This is a genomic window from Variovorax sp. V35 (assembly GCF_041154465.1).
GTDB lineage: Bacteria > Pseudomonadota > Gammaproteobacteria > Burkholderiales > Burkholderiaceae_C > Variovorax > Variovorax boronicumulans.
In genome coordinates this window covers 4,441,549-4,456,848 of sequence record NZ_AP028666.1, presented here as the reverse complement: position 1 = coordinate 4,456,848, position 15,300 = coordinate 4,441,549, and the positions used below count along the sequence as shown (strand labels likewise).

18 protein-coding genes are annotated in these 15,300 nt (G+C 69.6%); 9 read left to right on the top strand and 9 right to left on the bottom strand.

Annotated features, from left to right (window positions below; all coding sequences use genetic code 11):
* Window positions 1-20 precede the first annotated feature (20 nt).
* The 5 genes from ACAM42_RS20720 to ACAM42_RS20700 are packed head-to-tail and all read right to left on the bottom strand — an operon-like array spanning window position 21 to window position 4,349.
* Window positions 21-575, bottom strand: a complete 555-nt coding sequence (locus tag ACAM42_RS20720; RefSeq protein ID WP_307693206.1) for an SET domain-containing protein — start codon at window positions 573-575, stop codon at window positions 21-23.
* Complete coding sequence (locus tag ACAM42_RS20715) at window positions 572-1,438, bottom strand: GNAT family N-acetyltransferase (RefSeq protein ID WP_369629216.1); 867 nt, start codon at window positions 1,436-1,438, stop codon at window positions 572-574. The genes ACAM42_RS20720 and ACAM42_RS20715 overlap by 4 nt, the downstream gene beginning before the upstream one ends.
* Window positions 1,439-1,451: 13 nt before the next feature.
* Window positions 1,452-2,378: an ABC transporter substrate-binding protein gene (locus ACAM42_RS20710; protein ID WP_369629215.1), complete on the bottom strand. Its 927-nt coding sequence runs from the start codon at window positions 2,376-2,378 to the stop codon at window positions 1,452-1,454.
* 22 nt (window positions 2,379-2,400) lie between these two features.
* The gene (locus tag ACAM42_RS20705) at window positions 2,401-3,252 is read right to left on the bottom strand and encodes a PA4780 family RIO1-like protein kinase (RefSeq protein WP_369629214.1); all 852 of its coding nucleotides are present in this window, start codon (window positions 3,250-3,252) and stop codon (window positions 2,401-2,403) included.
* The gene (locus tag ACAM42_RS20700) at window positions 3,249-4,349 is read right to left on the bottom strand and encodes an N-acetyltransferase (protein WP_307635555.1); all 1,101 of its coding nucleotides are present in this window, start codon (window positions 4,347-4,349) and stop codon (window positions 3,249-3,251) included. Before ACAM42_RS20700 ends, ACAM42_RS20705 begins: the two co-directional genes overlap by 4 nt.
* Before the next feature lie 338 nt (window positions 4,350-4,687).
* Here ACAM42_RS20700 and ACAM42_RS20695 point away from each other — a divergent pair, with 338 nt between their 5' ends.
* Window positions 4,688-5,500 (top strand): ankyrin repeat domain-containing protein, encoded by an 813-nt coding sequence (locus ACAM42_RS20695; protein ID WP_369629213.1) that lies wholly within the window; start codon window positions 4,688-4,690, stop codon window positions 5,498-5,500.
* Between the two features lie 3 nt (window positions 5,501-5,503).
* On the opposite strand, the gene ACAM42_RS20690 is transcribed toward ACAM42_RS20695, so the two are convergent.
* A complete protein-coding gene (locus tag ACAM42_RS20690; protein ID WP_369629212.1) occupies window positions 5,504-6,925 on the bottom strand; it encodes a PLP-dependent aminotransferase family protein in 1,422 nt (473 codons plus the stop codon).
* Between the two features lie 96 nt (window positions 6,926-7,021).
* Here ACAM42_RS20690 and ACAM42_RS20685 point away from each other — a divergent pair, with 96 nt between their 5' ends.
* The 5 genes from ACAM42_RS20685 (at window position 7,022) to ACAM42_RS20665 (ending at window position 10,132) form a co-directional block, all read left to right on the top strand.
* Window positions 7,022-7,765, top strand: a complete 744-nt coding sequence (locus tag ACAM42_RS20685; RefSeq protein WP_369629211.1) for an NAD-dependent epimerase/dehydratase family protein — start codon at window positions 7,022-7,024, stop codon at window positions 7,763-7,765.
* A complete protein-coding gene (locus ACAM42_RS20680; protein ID WP_159276347.1) occupies window positions 7,762-8,295 on the top strand; it encodes a cupin domain-containing protein in 534 nt (177 codons plus the stop codon). Before ACAM42_RS20685 ends, ACAM42_RS20680 begins: the two co-directional genes overlap by 4 nt.
* Before the next feature lie 62 nt (window positions 8,296-8,357).
* Entirely contained in the window at window positions 8,358-8,693 is a 336-nt protein-coding gene (locus ACAM42_RS20675) for an SMR family transporter (RefSeq protein ID WP_062481473.1), read from the top strand.
* Between the two features lie 3 nt (window positions 8,694-8,696).
* Complete coding sequence (locus ACAM42_RS20670; protein ID WP_369629210.1) at window positions 8,697-9,506, top strand: APH(3'') family aminoglycoside O-phosphotransferase; 810 nt, start codon at window positions 8,697-8,699, stop codon at window positions 9,504-9,506.
* Between the two features lie 245 nt (window positions 9,507-9,751).
* Complete coding sequence (locus tag ACAM42_RS20665) at window positions 9,752-10,132, top strand: helicase SNF2 (protein WP_095947133.1); 381 nt, start codon at window positions 9,752-9,754, stop codon at window positions 10,130-10,132.
* A 127-nt stretch (window positions 10,133-10,259) separates the two neighbouring features.
* Here the strand turns inward: ACAM42_RS20665 and ACAM42_RS20660 are convergent, their stop codons facing one another.
* Both ACAM42_RS20660 and ACAM42_RS20655 read right to left on the bottom strand, forming a co-directional pair.
* A complete protein-coding gene (locus ACAM42_RS20660; RefSeq protein WP_062481469.1) occupies window positions 10,260-10,649 on the bottom strand; it encodes a DUF427 domain-containing protein in 390 nt (129 codons plus the stop codon).
* A 95-nt stretch (window positions 10,650-10,744) separates the two neighbouring features.
* A complete protein-coding gene (locus ACAM42_RS20655; protein WP_369629209.1) occupies window positions 10,745-11,563 on the bottom strand; it encodes an NAD(P)H-dependent oxidoreductase in 819 nt (272 codons plus the stop codon).
* A gap of 88 nt (window positions 11,564-11,651) precedes the next feature.
* Between ACAM42_RS20655 and ACAM42_RS20650 the strand changes: the two genes are divergently transcribed.
* Both ACAM42_RS20650 and ACAM42_RS20645 read left to right on the top strand, forming a co-directional pair.
* Window positions 11,652-12,545 carry a LysR family transcriptional regulator gene (locus ACAM42_RS20650; RefSeq protein WP_369629208.1) on the top strand — a complete coding sequence of 298 codons (894 nt, stop codon included), beginning with the start codon at window positions 11,652-11,654 and terminating at the stop codon, window positions 12,543-12,545.
* 133 nt (window positions 12,546-12,678) lie between these two features.
* On the top strand, window positions 12,679-12,990 hold the full coding sequence (locus tag ACAM42_RS20645) for a hypothetical protein (protein WP_369629207.1): 312 nt from the start codon (window positions 12,679-12,681) through the stop codon (window positions 12,988-12,990).
* Between the two features lie 63 nt (window positions 12,991-13,053).
* On the opposite strand, the gene ACAM42_RS20640 is transcribed toward ACAM42_RS20645, so the two are convergent.
* Window positions 13,054-14,475, bottom strand: a complete 1,422-nt coding sequence (locus ACAM42_RS20640; RefSeq protein WP_369629206.1) for an FAD-binding oxidoreductase — start codon at window positions 14,473-14,475, stop codon at window positions 13,054-13,056.
* Between the two features lie 103 nt (window positions 14,476-14,578).
* On the opposite strand from ACAM42_RS20640, the gene ACAM42_RS20635 reads away from it, so the two are divergent.
* Complete coding sequence (locus ACAM42_RS20635) at window positions 14,579-15,295, top strand: helix-turn-helix domain-containing protein (protein WP_095745771.1); 717 nt, start codon at window positions 14,579-14,581, stop codon at window positions 15,293-15,295.
* The last annotated feature ends 5 nt before the right edge of the window (window positions 15,296-15,300 follow it).

The window sequence follows — 15,300 nt, the reverse complement described above, 5'->3', positions numbered from 1 at the left end:
CTTGGCGGCTCGCAGCTACCTCACCAGGGCAGGTCGCTGAGTTGCCTGCGCGGGTCCGACGCAGCCGGCGCCACGTCGGCCGCCGTGGCCGGCCCGTCTTTCTCCGCCACGGCCTCCACCGGCGCCAACATCGTCCCGCGGCAGTTCGGCGAGCCGCAATGGCAGGGGTACTTCGAGGGCGGCGAGCCGTCGTCGGCCGTGAGCGAGTAGTCGATGAAGAGCTCGTCGCCGGCTTCCACCGCCTCCATCGTCTGGAAGCGCAGCACCATCTCGCCTGCTTCGTCGTACTCCTCGACCGCCTCGCAGTTCGGCTCGCAGGAATGGTTCAGGTGGCGCGTGGCGTTGCCGCCCTTGGCGCCGTCGATGGTCTCGCCGGTCGTCAGCGTGAACAGGTAGGTGAGCTGGTCATCCCAGAGCTTGGAGGCGACTTCCTGCTTGGTGTAGCGGCGGCCTTCGTACAAGCCGAGGAAGGCTTCGGCCGGCAGGTCGCGCGTGGCGAAGGCGCCGAGGCCATGCACGCCGCTGGGGCCCACGCGAATGAAAGGGGTGGACGAGGTTCGCTTGGGGGACTTCATGAACGGACGGGGCGCGAGGAATCGGAAGAAAAGGTGGGCTGGGGCTGGAGTGTGGCGGTCATCTCGATCTGGCGTATGACAAGGGTGGCGCCGCGTGCGGTCAGGGCGCGGTGCAGCGGGCTGCCCTCGGGCTCGTCGACCAGCCGCCAGCGCGCGCCGGGGCGTGCCTGCGCGAGCGCGTCGAGCAAGGCATGGGCCGAGGCTTCGTCGGGTGCGGCGGCATCGAGCAGCATGTGCAGCGGCAAGGCCGGCGGCAGGAGGATGGCGTAGCCGCCCGTGGCCGCGCCGAGGGCCGCGGCACCGTCGTGGGCGAGCGCGCCTTGCACGGTCGGCCACTCGCGGCGCCAGGTGGGGCGCGAGACGGCCGTGCAGGCCGCATGCAGGGCGGCGAGCGCGTCGGTATCGGGCGCCGTCGAAGCTGCATCGGCACGAGGTTCGAAGCTGCCTTCGAGTACCTCGAGCGTGCGGCTTTCAACAAAACCCGCCTGCCGGTAGAGCTGCCGCGCCGGGTTCTGCTCGATCACTTCGAGCTGCACCTGCGCGATGCCGGCTGCCGACAGGTCGCGCAGCTGTGCCTCGATGAGCTGCTTCGCCAGCCCCTGGCGCCGTTGTGCGCTCGCGATGCCGAAGCCCGCGAGGTAGGCGCGCGGTCCGCGCCGGCCGACGAGCGAGAGGCCGCAGGCGTTGCCGCCTGCGACGATCACGCGCGAGAGCCCGAGGTCGGCTTCGGCGCGCCGCACATGCCGCTCGAACATCGCGCGGTCGAACGCGATCGGCACGAAGTAGTCTTCGTACGAACGGTTCCACAGGGCGGTGAGTTCGTCGGTGCCGAAGTTCGCGGCGGGAACGATGTCGAAGTTCATGGCGTGCCGAAGATCAGTTGCGCGGCGCGTCCAGCGACGCGAGGCAGTTCACGATGGCGTCGGCTGCCTCGTCGAGCCGGGGGCCCGGCCGCATCATCAGGTCGAAGCGCGCCGAGGCAAAGCTGCAGACGCGCCCACGCTGGATGGCCGACATGGCCGACCAGCCGGGGCGCCCCGCCATGGCCGAGATTTCGCCCAGGGCCGAGACCATCAGCACGTCGGGGTTGGCGCGCACCACGAACTCGGGGTTCATCTTGGGGAAGGGGCCGAGCGAGCCCGGCACCGCGTTGGCCAGGCCCAGGCGCGCCAGGGTCTCGCCGATGAAGGAGCTTTCGCTCGCCGCCGCCACGCCGCCGTGCACCTCGAAGTACACGCGCCGCCCCTGCCAGTTCAGAGGCACGCGGGCGCGCGCCGCGTTCAGCCGGGCATCGAGGCTGCGCCAGAAAACCTCGCCCGCTCCCGGCTTGCCGGTGGCGCGGGCCACGGTTTCCATCACGCGGCGCATGTCGGCATGGGTCTTGGCGTCGAGCGCCAGCACCTTGATGCCCAGGCGCTCCAGCGCCTCGGCGGCGCGGCTGCGCGGGCGCAGCAGCACGAGGTCGGGCTTGAGCGCGACGATGCGCTCGATGTTCGCGTCGTCCATGCCGCCCACCTGCGGCAGGCCCTTCACCGCCGCCGGCCAGTTGGCGTGGCGGTCGATGCCCACGAGCCGGTCGCAGGCGTCGAGCGCGCAGACCGTCTCGGTGAGCGAGGGCATCAGCGACACGATGCGCCTGGCGGGCGCCTGCAGCTCGAGCACCCGGCCACGGTCGTCTTCCAGCCGGATGGCGCCGGCGTGCGCGGCCGGGCCGAGGCCCAGTGCCACGAAGGCCGCGGCGCGGGCGATGTGGCGGAAAGCGGTTGAAAAGGGTGGGCGCTGGGGCAGGGCGTTGGAAGTCATCGGGGCGGGCGGAGTCAGCCCGCTATTGTCGCGGCGCTTGCATCCGCAGCTGGCGCGCCGCTTCTTCCGCCCGTGCGTCGTCCACTTCGCGCAGCACGTTGCGGAGATCGACCGGGCCGGTCTCGCGCACGAAGGTGCCCGTGAGCTCGGTCTCGGGCCGGAGCAGGCCGCGCTCGTAGAGCTGCCAGATCTCGTCGCCGTAGTGCGTCTTCAGCAGCGCGGGCGCGTACTGCCCGAAGAAGTTGCGCAGGTTCTCCACGTCGCGCAGCAGCATGCGCTTGGCGTGGTTGTTGCCCGCCGCGTCCACGGCCTGCGGCAGGTCGATGATCACCGGACCGTCTTCGGCCAGCAGCACGTTGAACTCCGACAGGTCGCCGTGCACGATGCCCGCGCAGAGCATGCGCATCACTTCCTTGAGCAGGCTCGCGTGGTGGTGCAGCGCGTCGTCGGGCGAGAAGGCCACGTCGTTCAGGCGCGGGGCGGCGTCGCCGTGGGCGTCGGTCACCAGGTCCATCAGCAGCACGCCTTCGAGGAAGTTGTGCGGCGTGGGCACGCGCACGCCGGCCGCGGCCAGGCGGTAGAGCGCATCGACCTCGGCGCTCTGCCAGATGGCCTCGGTCACCTTGCGGCCGAAGCGCGTGCCCTTGGCCATGGCGCGCGCCTCGCGGGTGTTCTTCACGCGCCGGTTCTCGGTGTAGTCGACGGCCTGGCGGAAGCTGCGCTTGTCGGCTTCCTTGTAGATCTTGGCGCAGCGCGTTTCCTCGCCGCAGCGCACGACGTAGACCATGGCCTCCTTGCCGCTCATGAGCTGGCGCACGACGCTGTCGATCAGCCCTTCGTCGACGAGGGATTGCAGTCTTTGGGGTGTCTTCATGCGCGCGCCTCCGGCACAGCCAGGGGGCGGGTCGAGAGGAAGGCCCTCAGGCTTTCCGTGCCGATCTGGTAGGCGCCATCATGCCTGTGCGGGGCAAAGCCCAGCTGGCGGTTGATGGCGAGCATGGGCGCATTGACCTCCGCGTTCTGCGTGACGGCGATCGCCACCTCGGGATGCCGCTCGCGCACGAGCTGCAGCATGATCGCCTTCACGCCCTTGGCAAGTCCCTTGCCGCGCCAATGGCGGGCCACGCCTGTGAGGCGCTGGAACATGCGGTCGGGGTACAGCTGGTTCCAGCTGGCGTCGCACACGGCGGCCACCTCGTCATTGGCATCGCGCAGCAGCACGAGAAAGTGCTCGCCGCCGCGCCGGTCGATTTCGGCGTACCAGGCGTGGAAGCCTTCCAGCTCGAAGCGCAGGGGCGCGCGTTCCAGCGCGCTGGTGGGCGCGTCTTCGAGCAGCGCGGACAGCGGCGCCATCAGCGTGGCCAGCCGATCGAAGGGCACGCGGCCTGCGTGGATCTCCAGGCGCAGCCCGTGCGTGGGCGCGAGGGCGTCGGCGCGCCAGCGCGCGAGCGCCGCCCAGTCGAGGCCGGCGAAGGCCATGCGGTTCTCGATGCTGCGGTGCTTTTCGGTCGCACCGATGGCCGCGAGGAACGCCCGGCCTTCCGGCAAGTGGGCCTTGAAGGTCGCGGTGGTGGGGGCGCGCGTTTCCATCAGCGCCAGAAGCCGGTGCAGCAAGGTGCTGGCCACGCCCTGGCGTTGGTGCGATCGCAGTACGCCGCCCCACACGTCGATGAAAGGCGCGAAGGTCGCGTAGTCGGGCGAGCCTTCGCGGCGCACGCCCATGTTGAGGCTGCCGACGATGCGCCCCTGTGCGTCCCGCGCGAAGGCGCGGTGCACCACATGCAGCGGCGTGTGCTGGCGCACGTCCTGCTGGGTGTGGGCGTCGTCGGGCTGCGGCTCGCCCGGAAAGTCTTCGTCGTGGCGCTGGCGCCAGTAGGCCAGCGCCTGCGCCCATTCTTCAGCGGACGCCCGCTGCGGATCGAAAGAAGAAGTCGTGAACTGCCGCGCATCGGCGGCACGGGTTTCAAGCATGGTGAGCCTTGATTCGAAAAGGGAACGGACCGCGCGCGGCACTCATGTGCCGGCGTGGCGTTGTCTGAATCGGACGGCGTGTCGCGGCAGGACACCGCGAGGGTCGAACGGGCTGGCTGGTGGTGCCTTCAGCGGCACCTGGAGCGTGGAAAGCGCTTCAGCAGCAGTTCGGATGCGACCCGACGAACCGTACGTGGGAGGGAGAGTGAATAGCAGTGTCTTCCATCGCACACCTCCAGTCCGGTTTGTTGATCGAGGCGTCGAATGTAGCGAGGTTCGCGCGGTCTGTGAAGTGCAAGGCGCCTGCGGCAGAATCCAAAAACCAACAGGGAGATGCCATGAATCCGAAGAAGATCTTCGACGCGGCGCGCGAAGCCGATGTCGACACGGTGCGCGCCTGCATCGCGGCCGGGGCCGATATGGCCGCCGTGAACAAGCAGGGCTTCACCGCGCTGCAGTGCGCCGCGATGGGCACGAACGAATCCGAGCTCGAACCGATCCTCGCCGTGCTGCAACTGCTGCTCGAGGCCGGCAGCCCGCTCGAATACACCGGCACCGACGGCCGCACCGCGCTGTACCTCACGGCCGAGTTCTCGCCGACCACGGAGCCGGTGCAACTGCTCATCGACGCAGGCGCCAACCCCGACGTGCGCGACAGCCACGGCAACCACATCACGGAGAACGCGATGGAGGAAGAGGTGGCCGAGCTGCTCTCGCGCATCACCGGCCACGCGCTGCCCGAACCGCCGCCGCCTGAGCCCGACCCGGTGAAGATGAGCACCGCGCAGTGGCGCGCCGCCGAGGCACGCATTGCCGAGGTGTTCGCCGCGCTGACGCAGGCGGGCCTGGTCGCGCTGCAGGACGCGGGCGACACGCAGTCCGACGGCTTCTCCGATTGCTCCGAAGCGTTCCGCGAGCGCGGCGGCAAGAAGGCCGGCGTGCACGGCTTCTGCTTCTACACGCGGCAGGACCAGAACCGTGCCAAGCGCACCAGCCAGCTCTCGCTCGCGTTCTGGGGCGCACCCGAAGGCGGCGATGCCGACATGCAGCGCGTCGGCGAACTGGTGGTCGGCCAGTTTCGCGGCGCGGGCTTCGAGGTGCGCTGGAACGGCGCGTCGTCGATGCGGCCCGAAGTCGATCTGCGCGCCTGAGCTTCAGCCCAGCGCTGCGCGCAGCCGGGTCGCGAGCTGTCGCGCCTGGGTGGGCGAGGCGACGTTGGTGAAGCCCATCAGCAGCCCCTGGCTTTCAACGGCCGTGGTGCCCCGGGCCGACAGCGGCTGGCAGTTCAGGCCGGCCGCCTGCGCGCGGCGGGCCAGCACCACGTCGCTGTCGCGGTGCCCTTCGAAGCGCGCGATCAGGTGCATGCCGCCGGCCTGCAGGTCGATGCGCACGCCGTCACCGAAGGCCTTGTGCAAGGCCTCGACCAGCAGGGCGCGGCGGCGCGCATAGAGCAGGCGCATCTTCTTCAGGTGGCGCGAGAAATGGCCGTCGCGCATGAAGTCGGCCACCGTGGCCTGCGTGATCTGCGGGCAGCCGTTGGACGCGATGCGCGACGCGTCCTCGAAGCGTTCGCGCAGCGATTCGGGCACCACCAGGTAGCCCAGCGCGAGGCCCGGGTAGAGCACCTTCGAGAAGCTGCCTGCGTACAGCACGCGGTCGTGTCCGTCGAGGCTCTTGAGCGCGGGCAGCGGCGCGCCGGCATAGCGGTACTCACCGTCGTAGTCGTCCTCGACGATCCAGGCCTTGGCACGCGAGGCCCAGTCGAGCAGCTGCAGCCGGCGCGCCAGCGACATCGACACCCCCAGCGGCGCCTGGTGCGAGGGCGTGACGACCGCCATGCGCGCCTTCGGCGAGCGGCGCACGCCCCGCGCGACCATCAGGCCCTCGTCGTCCACCGGCACGGGCACCACGCGGTGGCCGGCGCTGTGCAGCACGTCGCGCGTGGGCGCGTACCCCGGGTCTTCGATCCACACGCGGTCGTCCCTGACGAGCAAGGTGCGCGCCACCAGCGCCAGCGACGCGCGGTAGCCGCCAGTGACGAAGACCTGCGCCGGCTGGCAGGCCACGCCACGCGACACCCGCAGGTAGGCCGCGATGGCCTCGCGCAGCGGCGCATGGCCTGCGGGGTCGCCGTAGAACAGGTCGGCCGCGCCCATGGCGCGCGCACGGCGGGCCATCAGCCGCGCCCAGAGCTTGCGCGGAAAGGCATCGAGTGCCGGGATGCCGAGTTGCAGCGGTGGCGGGGCGATGGGGCCGGCCAGGGCCGGCGCGTCCGCAACGGGGCGCGAACCGGCGCGCACTGGCCGCTGCACCGGCAGCGACGGCGACACCACCGTGCCCGCCTGTCCCTGCGCGCAGAAATAGCCTTCGCCCGCGAGCTGGCTGTAGGCCGTTTCCACCGTGCCGCGCGCCACGCCCAGCTCGCTGGCCAGGCTGCGCGCCGAGGCCACGCGGTCGCCGGGGCGAAGCACGCCGTGTTCGATGGCTGTGCGAAAGCGCTCATAGACCTGGCGATGCAGCGGAGTCGCGGTCGAGCGGTCGATGCCGGGGAGGGCGTTGTCTGGCGGTTCGATCATGGCCCATTCATTTTGACGATTCTTGGTTCTTTCGTCTGGTGCATCGCGATCCTAAGCTCGAGCCTTCGAACAGCCAGCAGGAAAGAAGGACACGCAATGGGCGAGAAGGTATTCGTGGCGGGCGCGACCGGGGCCGTGGGCTCGGCGTTGATTCCGCTGCTGGTCGAGGCCGGTCACACGGTGTACGGCGCCACCCGCCGCGCCGAGCGTGCTGCGGCGCTGGAGGCACGCGGCGCCAAGCCGGTCGTCGTCGACGTGTTCGACGCGCAGGCCTTGCGCGACGCGCTGGTGCGCATCGCGCCCACGGTCGTCATCCACCAGCTCACCGATCTGCCCCGGGACCTGGACCCGGCGCTCATGGCCGAGGCGGTGGTGCGCAACGCGCGCGTGCGCATCGAGGGCACGCGGCACCTCGTCGCGGCGGCGCTGGCGGCCGGTGCGACGCAGCTGATTGCGCAGAGCATCGCCTGGGCCTACGCGCCCGGACCGACGCCGCACACCGAGGACGATCCGCTCGACCTCGGGGCCGAAGGCGGTCGCCGCATCAGCATCGACGGCGTGGCGGCGCTGGAGCGCAGCGTGCTGGGTGCCGTCGGCCTCACGGGCACGGTGCTGCGCTACGGGCAGTTGCATGGGCCGGGCACCTCGAACGCGGCACCGAAGGGCGCGAGCCCGGTGCATGTCGAGGCCGCAGCCTGGGCGGCGCTGCTCGCGATGCGGCATGCGCGCGGCGGCATCTTCAACATCGCGGAGGACAGCGCCGAGGTCAGCAGCGGGAAGGCAAAGCGCGAACTGGGGTGGCATGCGGCATTCCGGTTGTCGCAGGAGGTCGCGTCATGAAGGCCGCACGCTGGCATCGCACGCCTTCCATCGGCGCGGGCCTCGCGGGGCTGTCGCTGGTGCTCGCCGCCGGCTGGGCGCTGATGCCGCGCACCGGCCAGCAGGAGGCCGTGCAGTGGTTCGCCGATGTGTGCAGCTCGGTGGCGCGGCCGATGTTCGCGTCCGCGCCGGTGCCTGCGGGCTCGGAGGCCACGGCGCGGCCGGCGACGCAGGTCAAGGTGCTGTCGTGCGAGGCGCTGCCGCATGTGCCCGGCAAGTCGGTGACGACGGTGCTGGTCGACTTTCCGCCGCTGGCCTATTCGCCCGCGCACCGGCACCCGGGCTCGGTGACCGCGATCATTGTCGAAGGCACCATCCGCTCGCAGCTGGGCGGCGGCCCCGTGGGCACTTTCAAGAGCGGCGAGACCTTCTTCGAGCCGCCCAACACGCTGCACATGTTCGCGGAGAACCCCGACCCGGTGAAGCCCGCGAAGCTGATGGCGGTGTTCGTCACCGACAGCAATTGCGGCCCGCTGCTGCTGCCGCCCTGATCGGCACCGGATCGCGCAAGGGCTCCGGCGCCTGCCGCGCCAGGCGCGTTTAGAGTCCGGCGATGACCCTGACCTATGCATACCTCGCAGTCGCGATCGTCGTCGAAGTGCTCGCGACCAGCTTCCTCAAGGCCTCGGACAGCTTCACCCAGCTCTGGCCCAGCGTCGCCACGGTGGTGGGCTACGCCGTGTCGTTCTACTTTCTCTCGCTCGCGCTGCGCGTGCTGCCCACCGGCATCGCCTACGCGATCTGGTCGGGCGTGGGCATCGTGCTGATCTCGGTGGTGAGCTGGCTCTGGTTCGGCCAGACGCTCGATGCGCCGGCCATCGTCGGGCTGGGGCTGATCATCGCCGGCGTGGTGGTGGTCAACGTGTTCTCGAAGTCGGTGGGGCACTGAGGCATGGGCACTGTCGAACAGCTGCTGCCCCGGTTGCCCGCCGGCACGACGTGGACGCCGGCCAGCGAGGGCGAGTCGGGCGATGCGGTGTTCCGCCGCAGCGATGGCGCGGCCTTCGCGAAGGTGTCGCTCGGTGCGGGCGCCGCGCAGCTCGACGAGGAGCGCCGCCGCACCGAATGGCTCGCGCCGTATGGCGTCGGCTCCGCGCGCGTGCTCGACTGGCGCGCGACGCCCGAGGGCGCCTGCCTGGTCACGGCCGCGGTGCCGGGCGTGCCGGCCAGCGACCTGCCGGCGGCCGAGCTGCTGCGTGCCTGGCCGTCGATGGCCCGGCGCCTGCGCGCGCTGCACGAGATTCCGGCGGGCGAGTGTCCGTTTGCGCGCCCGCTGTCAGCCATGTTCGACCGCGCCGCCGATGTCGTCGCGCGCGGCGCGGTGAACCCGGAGTTCCTCGACGCCGACCAGCAGGACGTGCCGCCGCCGTTGCTGCTGGCGCCGTTGCGCGCCGACCTGCAGCACCGGCTCGCGCAGGAGGCGCAAGACCGCGTCGTGTGCCACGGCGATGCCTGCCTGCCGAACTTCCTTATTGACCCGCAGACGTTGCAATGCACGGGCCTCATCGACGTGGGGCGGCTCGGCACGGCGGACCGGTATGTCGACCTGTCGCTGCTGCTGGGCAATGCGCGCGAGAGCTGGCGCGATGCGGCCGACGCGCGCGCCGCGCATGCCTTGCTGTTCGCGCAGTTGGGCATCGACGTACCCGACGACGGCCGGCTCGATTTCTATCTTCGGCTCGACCCGCTGACCTGGGGCTGATGGCGGCGCCGGCGCGCCGCATTGTTTCCTTTTCGGGAACGCCGTGGTTCTTTTTGCCGCGGGTTTTTACCTAGATCCCGCCGCACAATTCATCTCACGGGCCGCCCCCAAAGCCGGTCCGGATGAACAGGCCCCGAGCGAGTTGGCCGCCCTTCAAGAAGAGGGACGGTGACCCACCCCAGACCGGTTCAAACCATCCAAGCAAACACTTGTACTACTGAACTGAATTGAAGAAGGAAACCGCCATGAACGCCTCGAAGATCCTCTCCGCCGTTGCTGTTGCCCTGATGGCCGTCGCCGGTGCCGCCCACGCTGAAACCTACGAAGGCGTGCATCGCCTGACCTCGGCCGCCAGCCGCGCCGATGTCGCCGCACAAGCCGTCGTGGCCGCGCACAGCGCCGACCCCTATGCCACCGGCGCCGAGGCAGGCCCCGCACAGGTGTTCGTGTCGACCGTGAGCCGCGACGCCGTGCGCGCCCAGGCCGTGGTGGCCGCTCGCAGCGAGAACCCCTACAGCGAGGCCGTGACCTCCCGCGTGGCCCCGGTGCTGGCCAGCGGCCTGGACCGCGCCAGCGTGCGCGCCGAGGCCCGTGCCGCCGCTCGCGGCGAGGCACTGCCGCTGTAATCGATCGGTCTGACAGGCAGGCACGCGCACTCGGCCCCACGGGGCGTGGTGTCGGCGGGCCAGGGAAAGAAAAACCGGCCTTGCGAAAGCAAGGGCCGGTTTTTTCACGAACGGAGTGGGGTGGTCGTCAGAAGCAGCGTTCTTCGATCGTGCCCACGCGGTCCGGATAGAAGGCCACGTAGTCCTTGATCGGCGCGACCGATTCATAGGGTGACTCGTAGGTCCACACGGCATTCACCGAGCGCTCGCCGCCGGCTGGAATGCTGTAGTAGGCGCACTCGCCCTTGTACGGGCAATAGGTCGCATGCGTGGTGCGCTCCAGCAGCGACATGCGCACGTCCTTGCGCGGAAGGTAATGCACCGTGCCGAAATGCGACTCTCGCAAGGTCAGCGCCTCGCGCGAGCTGGCAATGACATGGCCTCCCACCGACACCACCACGCGCAACGGATTCGGCGTGATGGTGATCGCATGGTCGGGGCCCGGAATCTTGACGGTGCGTTCTGGCGTGGCGAACATGGACAAGCTCCTTCGGACGAATCGGCGGATGCGCATCTTGCTGCGTTGTCGCGACGATTTGAAGTCTCCCGCGAATCCACCTGTTCCCGGCGTGGTTAAAGGCGGCCGGGCTCGAAAACCAAAGTTTCAGATTCGCTGTTTTTGCGGTGCACACCGAAGCCCGCGCGGCCCGGCGCGATGTGTTCGCGCAGCGTGAGCGCCGGAATGTCGTAGTCGCCGCCGTTCTGCGGGCGGAACGCAATCGGGTCGGTGGTCCACAGCGTGTCGAGCCGCTCGCCCAGCTCGCCGGTGATGCGCGCATAGGCTGCAGCGTCGACCTTGCCCGTGCGGTGCACCACGAAGGGCGGCAGCACGTCGAAGCCCGGGTAGTAGAGGATGCCGTGGTGAATGGGAAACAGCAGCTCGTCCATCGGCCCGTTGATGCCGCGCGGGGCGTAGTGCGAGGCCCAGCCGCCGGTGGTTACCACCAGCATCGCGCGCTTGCCGGCCAACGTGCCTTCGCCGAAGCGGTCGCCCCAGTGTGTATCGGAATGTTCGCCCACGCCGTAGGCAAAGCCGTAGGCGTAGATGCGCTCGATCCAGCCCTTGAGGATGGCGGGCATCGAGTACCACCACAACGGGAACTGCAGGATCACCGCGTCGGCCCACAGCAGCTTCTCCTGCTCGGCGGCGATGTCGGCGGTCTGCGTGCCGCCCTCGAAGGCGCGCAGCGAGTCGCGCACGGGGTCGAAGGGCGCGGCGGTGTCGCGCGCGGGAAAGTCGTCGGCGTCGAGCGCGGGCTTCCAGCGCATCGCGTACAGGTCGGACACGCGCACGGAATGGCCGGCGCTCGTGAGGCGTTCGACCATGAAGCGATGAAGCGAGCCGTTCAGCGAGGAGGCTTCGGGATGGGCAAGGACCAGCAGGATGTTCACGGTGTCAAAGGGTTCGAGTGAAGATGCCCTCAGGTTAGGTATTGCCAAGCTATATTGGAAATGAATAGTTTGAATGCCAGGTATCGCCATGAACAATTTCAGCCGCCTCGACCTCAACCTGCTGGTCACGCTCGACACCCTGCTGGCCGAGCGCAACGTGACCCGCGCGGCCGAGCGCCTGAACCTTTCGCAGCCCTCGGTGAGCGTGCAGCTGGCCAAGCTGCGCGAGCTCTTCGACGACCCGCTGCTCGTGCCCGCGCAGCGCGGCATGCGGCCCACCGCGCGCGCCGACGAACTGCGCGAGCCGCTGCGCGAAGCCCTCGCATCGCTGGGCCGCGCGGTGGCGCCCAGCCAGCCCTTCGACCCGGCCAAGGCGACCACCGCCTGGCGCGTGGCTGCGGCCGACTACGCCGAGTCGGCCATCCTGCTGCCTGCGCTGGCCGGCCTGCGCGCGGCCGCGCCCAACACCCGGCTGGCCGTGGTCGAGGCCGTGCCGACGCGCATGGCGCGCCAGCTCGAGCAGGCGGAGATCGACCTGTTCTTCCACACCAGCGTGGGCGCGCCGCCCGGCCTGCACCGGCGCGTGCTGTTCCACGAGCGCTACGTGCTGGCCGGGCGGGCAGGGCACCCGCGCCTGAAGCGCCGGCCCACGCTCGCGCAGTTCTGCGCGCTGGAGCATGTGGTGGTGTCGCTCAGCGGCGGCGGCTTTGCCGGGCCGACCGACGAGGCGCTGGCGGCGCAGGGCCTCACGCGGCGCGTGGCGCTGTCGGTGCCGCACTTCCTTTTCATGATGTCGGTGCTGGCCAGCACCGACATGGTCGCCATGCTGCCCGAGCGCCTGGCGCGCGGCGCGCCGGGGCTGCGCGTGGTGGAGGCGCCGCTCGACGTGCCGGGCTACGAGATGGCGATGCTGTGGCACGAGCGCCGGCATCGCGACCCGGGGCATCGGTGGCTGCGGGAGCAGATCGCCCGCAGCTTGTAGCGCCGGCTGGCGAGCCAGCCGCCCCCTTTGCCGGCATCGGCTTTTCGCCATGACGACGGGGAACTTGCCGCTGCGGGCGTACAGTCGAAGCGTGGGCCTGTCGGGGCTCTCTCTGCACGAATGGAGGTCGAAGATGGCCCAGCACGCAATTACCGCGGTTCACTTCAAGGACGGAAAGGTGGACCTCGTCGCCATTCACCCGGTCGTGGAGAAGGAGTTCGGTTCGACGGAATTTGCCCTTGGCACGGCACAGCGCGTCAGCGTCGGCGAATGCGTCAGGCTCCTTGCGGCCGGCGAGGAGGTGTGCCTGGCCCGGCGCACTGAAAACCACGGCTGGGAAGTCATTTGCGATGCCCGGCTCTTGCCGGGCGGGACCGCTTTCGCCGGTGTCGACATCCTGGACCGTCCCACCGATGCCCTGCTGAAGCTTCCTGCGTGGGACTAGGTCACCGGGCGCCCGCGCTGGATGCAGCTGTGAAGGGCCGCCAACAAGTCGCCGACGATCGGTTCAGCCGGAGACGCTCTTTGTGTGACGGAAGAAGTTCTCGGGGTCGTACCTGCGCTTGAGCGCCGCGAGTTTGTCCAGGTTGGCCCGGCCGTATGCGGCTTCGATGCGGTCCTGGCCCTCTTCCTCCGTCAGGAAGTTGATGTAGGCCCCGCCTGTCGAGCAGGCGCGTGTCGCTTCGAAGCAGTCCCGCGCCCACTGGATGTTGATGTGGTCGTCGCCCGGCTTCTCCCAGGAGCCCGCGATGTTCAGCACATAGGCCGCGTCCCGGTTGCCCGCCGGCGAATGCCCGACAGGCAGCTCGCCCAGCGCACCCTGTATCTGGAACAGGAGGATGGCCGAATGGGGCGATTGAATCCGGCCCGCATGCGTCACGGCGAGATCGATGGTCCGCTGATCGATGCCTGGCAGGTAGTGCGACTTCCAGTAGTAGCGCCGTCCCTTGGGCTGCGTGGCATCGAGCAGGCTCTGCATCTGCGTGTAGGGCCGGCGCGTCACGATGTCGGCCACCGGCTGGCCAAGCGCGCGCAGCGGTGCGATCAATGCTTCTCCCTCTTCGACCTTGCCGGTGTAGCAGAAGAAGATGGCCACGATCGGCTTGCCGTGCATCTCTTTCGGGAGCCAGGGGGCCGGCGGCGCGATCCGCAGAACCGCCACGCTGGTCAGTTCGCGCGGGGCCTCTGCGCTGAACGCACGGTAGGCGTCGAGAACCTGCCGGGCGTCGTCGCCGCTCCATGCGATCGCACCGCCCAGGATCTCGGGGCCGACGGGAAAGAGCCGGTACTCGAAGGAGGTGACGATGCCGAAGTTGCCGCTGCCACCACGCAGCGCCCAGAACAGGTCCTCGTTTTCGTCCGCAGACGCACGCAGGACCTCGCCGCCGGCCGTCACGACTTCCATCGAGACCACGTTGTCGCAGGTCCAGCCGTGGCGACGCGTGAGGTAGCCGAATCCGCCGCCGACGGTGAGGCCTGCAATCCCGGTCGCAGACACAAAACCGAGCACGGCGGCGAGCCCGTGCAGCTGTGTCTCGCGGTCGACGTCGCCCAGCGTGCAGCCCGCTTGTGCGCGCGCCGTGCGGCGCGCTGGATCGACCCAGACACCTCTGAGCAGCGACATGTCGATCATGAGGCCGCCCTCGCAGACCGCGAGCCCTGCGATGTTGTGGCCGCCGCCGCGCACGGAACTCAGAAGCCCGTGCTGGCGCGCGAACCGGACGGCCTGCACGACATCGACCGTGCCGGTGCAGCGCGCCACCAGGCCCGGGCGACGATCGATCATCGCGTTCCAGACCTTGCGCGACTCCTCGTAGGCCGGGTCCTCCGCGGTCAGCACCTGGCCTTTGAACGTGGCCTTGAACGACTGCAGGATCTCCGGCGAAAGGTCCACGGTCCCGCCGTCCATGCGTGTGAGTTGGATCGTCATGAGTCGTCTCCGAAATGAGTGAGGAAGTCGGGGGCAGCTTGCGCGTGACCAGGCGAGCGAACAAGTCCAGAATCTGAAGCGTTGCCGCTCTGGAGACGAGGCGATGGAAAACACCTACGGTCAGTTCTGCACCGTCGCCAGGGGGGCCGAGGTGTTGTGCGAGCGATGGACGCCGCTGGTCGTGCGCGAGTTGCTGTGCGGCAGCAAGCGCTTCAACGACCTGCATCGCGGCGTACCGCGAATGTCCACCAGCCTGCTGGCGCAGCGGCTTCATCGCCTCGAGGAATTCGGTGTCGTGCGCCGCAACACCGTCGGCAAGGTGTGGGAATACAGCCTCACCGAGGCCGGCGAGGAACTTCGACCCATCGTCATGGCGCTGGGCCATTGGGGTGCGCAGTGGATCGGCAGCCGCCTGCGCGACGACGAACTGGATGCGGGCCTGCTCATGTGGGACATGCGCCGGTTCGCGTGCATTCAGGAGTTCCCGCCTAGGCCCGTGATCATCCACTTCCAGCTGCGCGACGCACGGACGCGCGAGCGCACGTGGTGGCTCGTGGTGGAGGACGGCGTGGCCGATCTGTGCCGCGACGACCCGGGGCGCGAGCTGACGCTCGTGGTGGATGCCTCCGTGCGCGCCTTGACCGAAGTGTGGACGGGCGATCGCACGCCTGCGCAGGCGCTTCAGTCGCGCGAGATCCGTGTCGATGGGGCGAGGTGCGACGCGCAAGACCTGTGGCGGTGGCTGGGCACCAGCGTGTTCGCCTCGACGCGTCGCGCTGCGGGACGGAAGTTGCCGGACGGCCAATCTCTGGCGCCGTAGCTGCT

Excerpts from the sequence above, each read along its gene's own strand:
- ACAM42_RS20720 (WP_307693206.1), bottom strand. The coding sequence starts at position 575 with ATGAAGTCCCCCAAGCGAACCTCGTCCACCCCTTTCATTCGCGTGGGC.
- ACAM42_RS20715 (WP_369629216.1), bottom strand. The coding sequence starts at position 1,438 with ATGAACTTCGACATCGTTCCCGCCGCGAACTTCGGCACCGACGAACTC.
- ACAM42_RS20710 (WP_369629215.1), bottom strand. The coding sequence starts at position 2,378 with ATGACTTCCAACGCCCTGCCCCAGCGCCCACCCTTTTCAACCGCTTTC.
- ACAM42_RS20705 (WP_369629214.1), bottom strand. The coding sequence starts at position 3,252 with ATGAAGACACCCCAAAGACTGCAATCCCTCGTCGACGAAGGGCTGATC.
- ACAM42_RS20700 (WP_307635555.1), bottom strand. The coding sequence starts at position 4,349 with ATGCTTGAAACCCGTGCCGCCGATGCGCGGCAGTTCACGACTTCTTCT.
- ACAM42_RS20695 (WP_369629213.1), top strand. The coding sequence starts at position 4,688 with ATGAATCCGAAGAAGATCTTCGACGCGGCGCGCGAAGCCGATGTCGAC.
- ACAM42_RS20690 (WP_369629212.1), bottom strand. The coding sequence starts at position 6,925 with ATGATCGAACCGCCAGACAACGCCCTCCCCGGCATCGACCGCTCGACC.
- ACAM42_RS20685 (WP_369629211.1), top strand. The coding sequence starts at position 7,022 with ATGGGCGAGAAGGTATTCGTGGCGGGCGCGACCGGGGCCGTGGGCTCG.
- ACAM42_RS20680 (WP_159276347.1), top strand. The coding sequence starts at position 7,762 with ATGAAGGCCGCACGCTGGCATCGCACGCCTTCCATCGGCGCGGGCCTC.
- ACAM42_RS20675 (WP_062481473.1), top strand. The coding sequence starts at position 8,358 with ATGACCCTGACCTATGCATACCTCGCAGTCGCGATCGTCGTCGAAGTG.
- ACAM42_RS20670 (WP_369629210.1), top strand. The coding sequence starts at position 8,697 with ATGGGCACTGTCGAACAGCTGCTGCCCCGGTTGCCCGCCGGCACGACG.
- ACAM42_RS20665 (WP_095947133.1), top strand. The coding sequence starts at position 9,752 with ATGAACGCCTCGAAGATCCTCTCCGCCGTTGCTGTTGCCCTGATGGCC.
- ACAM42_RS20660 (WP_062481469.1), bottom strand. The coding sequence starts at position 10,649 with ATGTTCGCCACGCCAGAACGCACCGTCAAGATTCCGGGCCCCGACCAT.
- ACAM42_RS20650 (WP_369629208.1), top strand. The coding sequence starts at position 11,652 with ATGAACAATTTCAGCCGCCTCGACCTCAACCTGCTGGTCACGCTCGAC.
- ACAM42_RS20645 (WP_369629207.1), top strand. The coding sequence starts at position 12,679 with ATGGCCCAGCACGCAATTACCGCGGTTCACTTCAAGGACGGAAAGGTG.
- ACAM42_RS20640 (WP_369629206.1), bottom strand. The coding sequence starts at position 14,475 with ATGACGATCCAACTCACACGCATGGACGGCGGGACCGTGGACCTTTCG.
- ACAM42_RS20635 (WP_095745771.1), top strand. The coding sequence starts at position 14,579 with ATGGAAAACACCTACGGTCAGTTCTGCACCGTCGCCAGGGGGGCCGAG.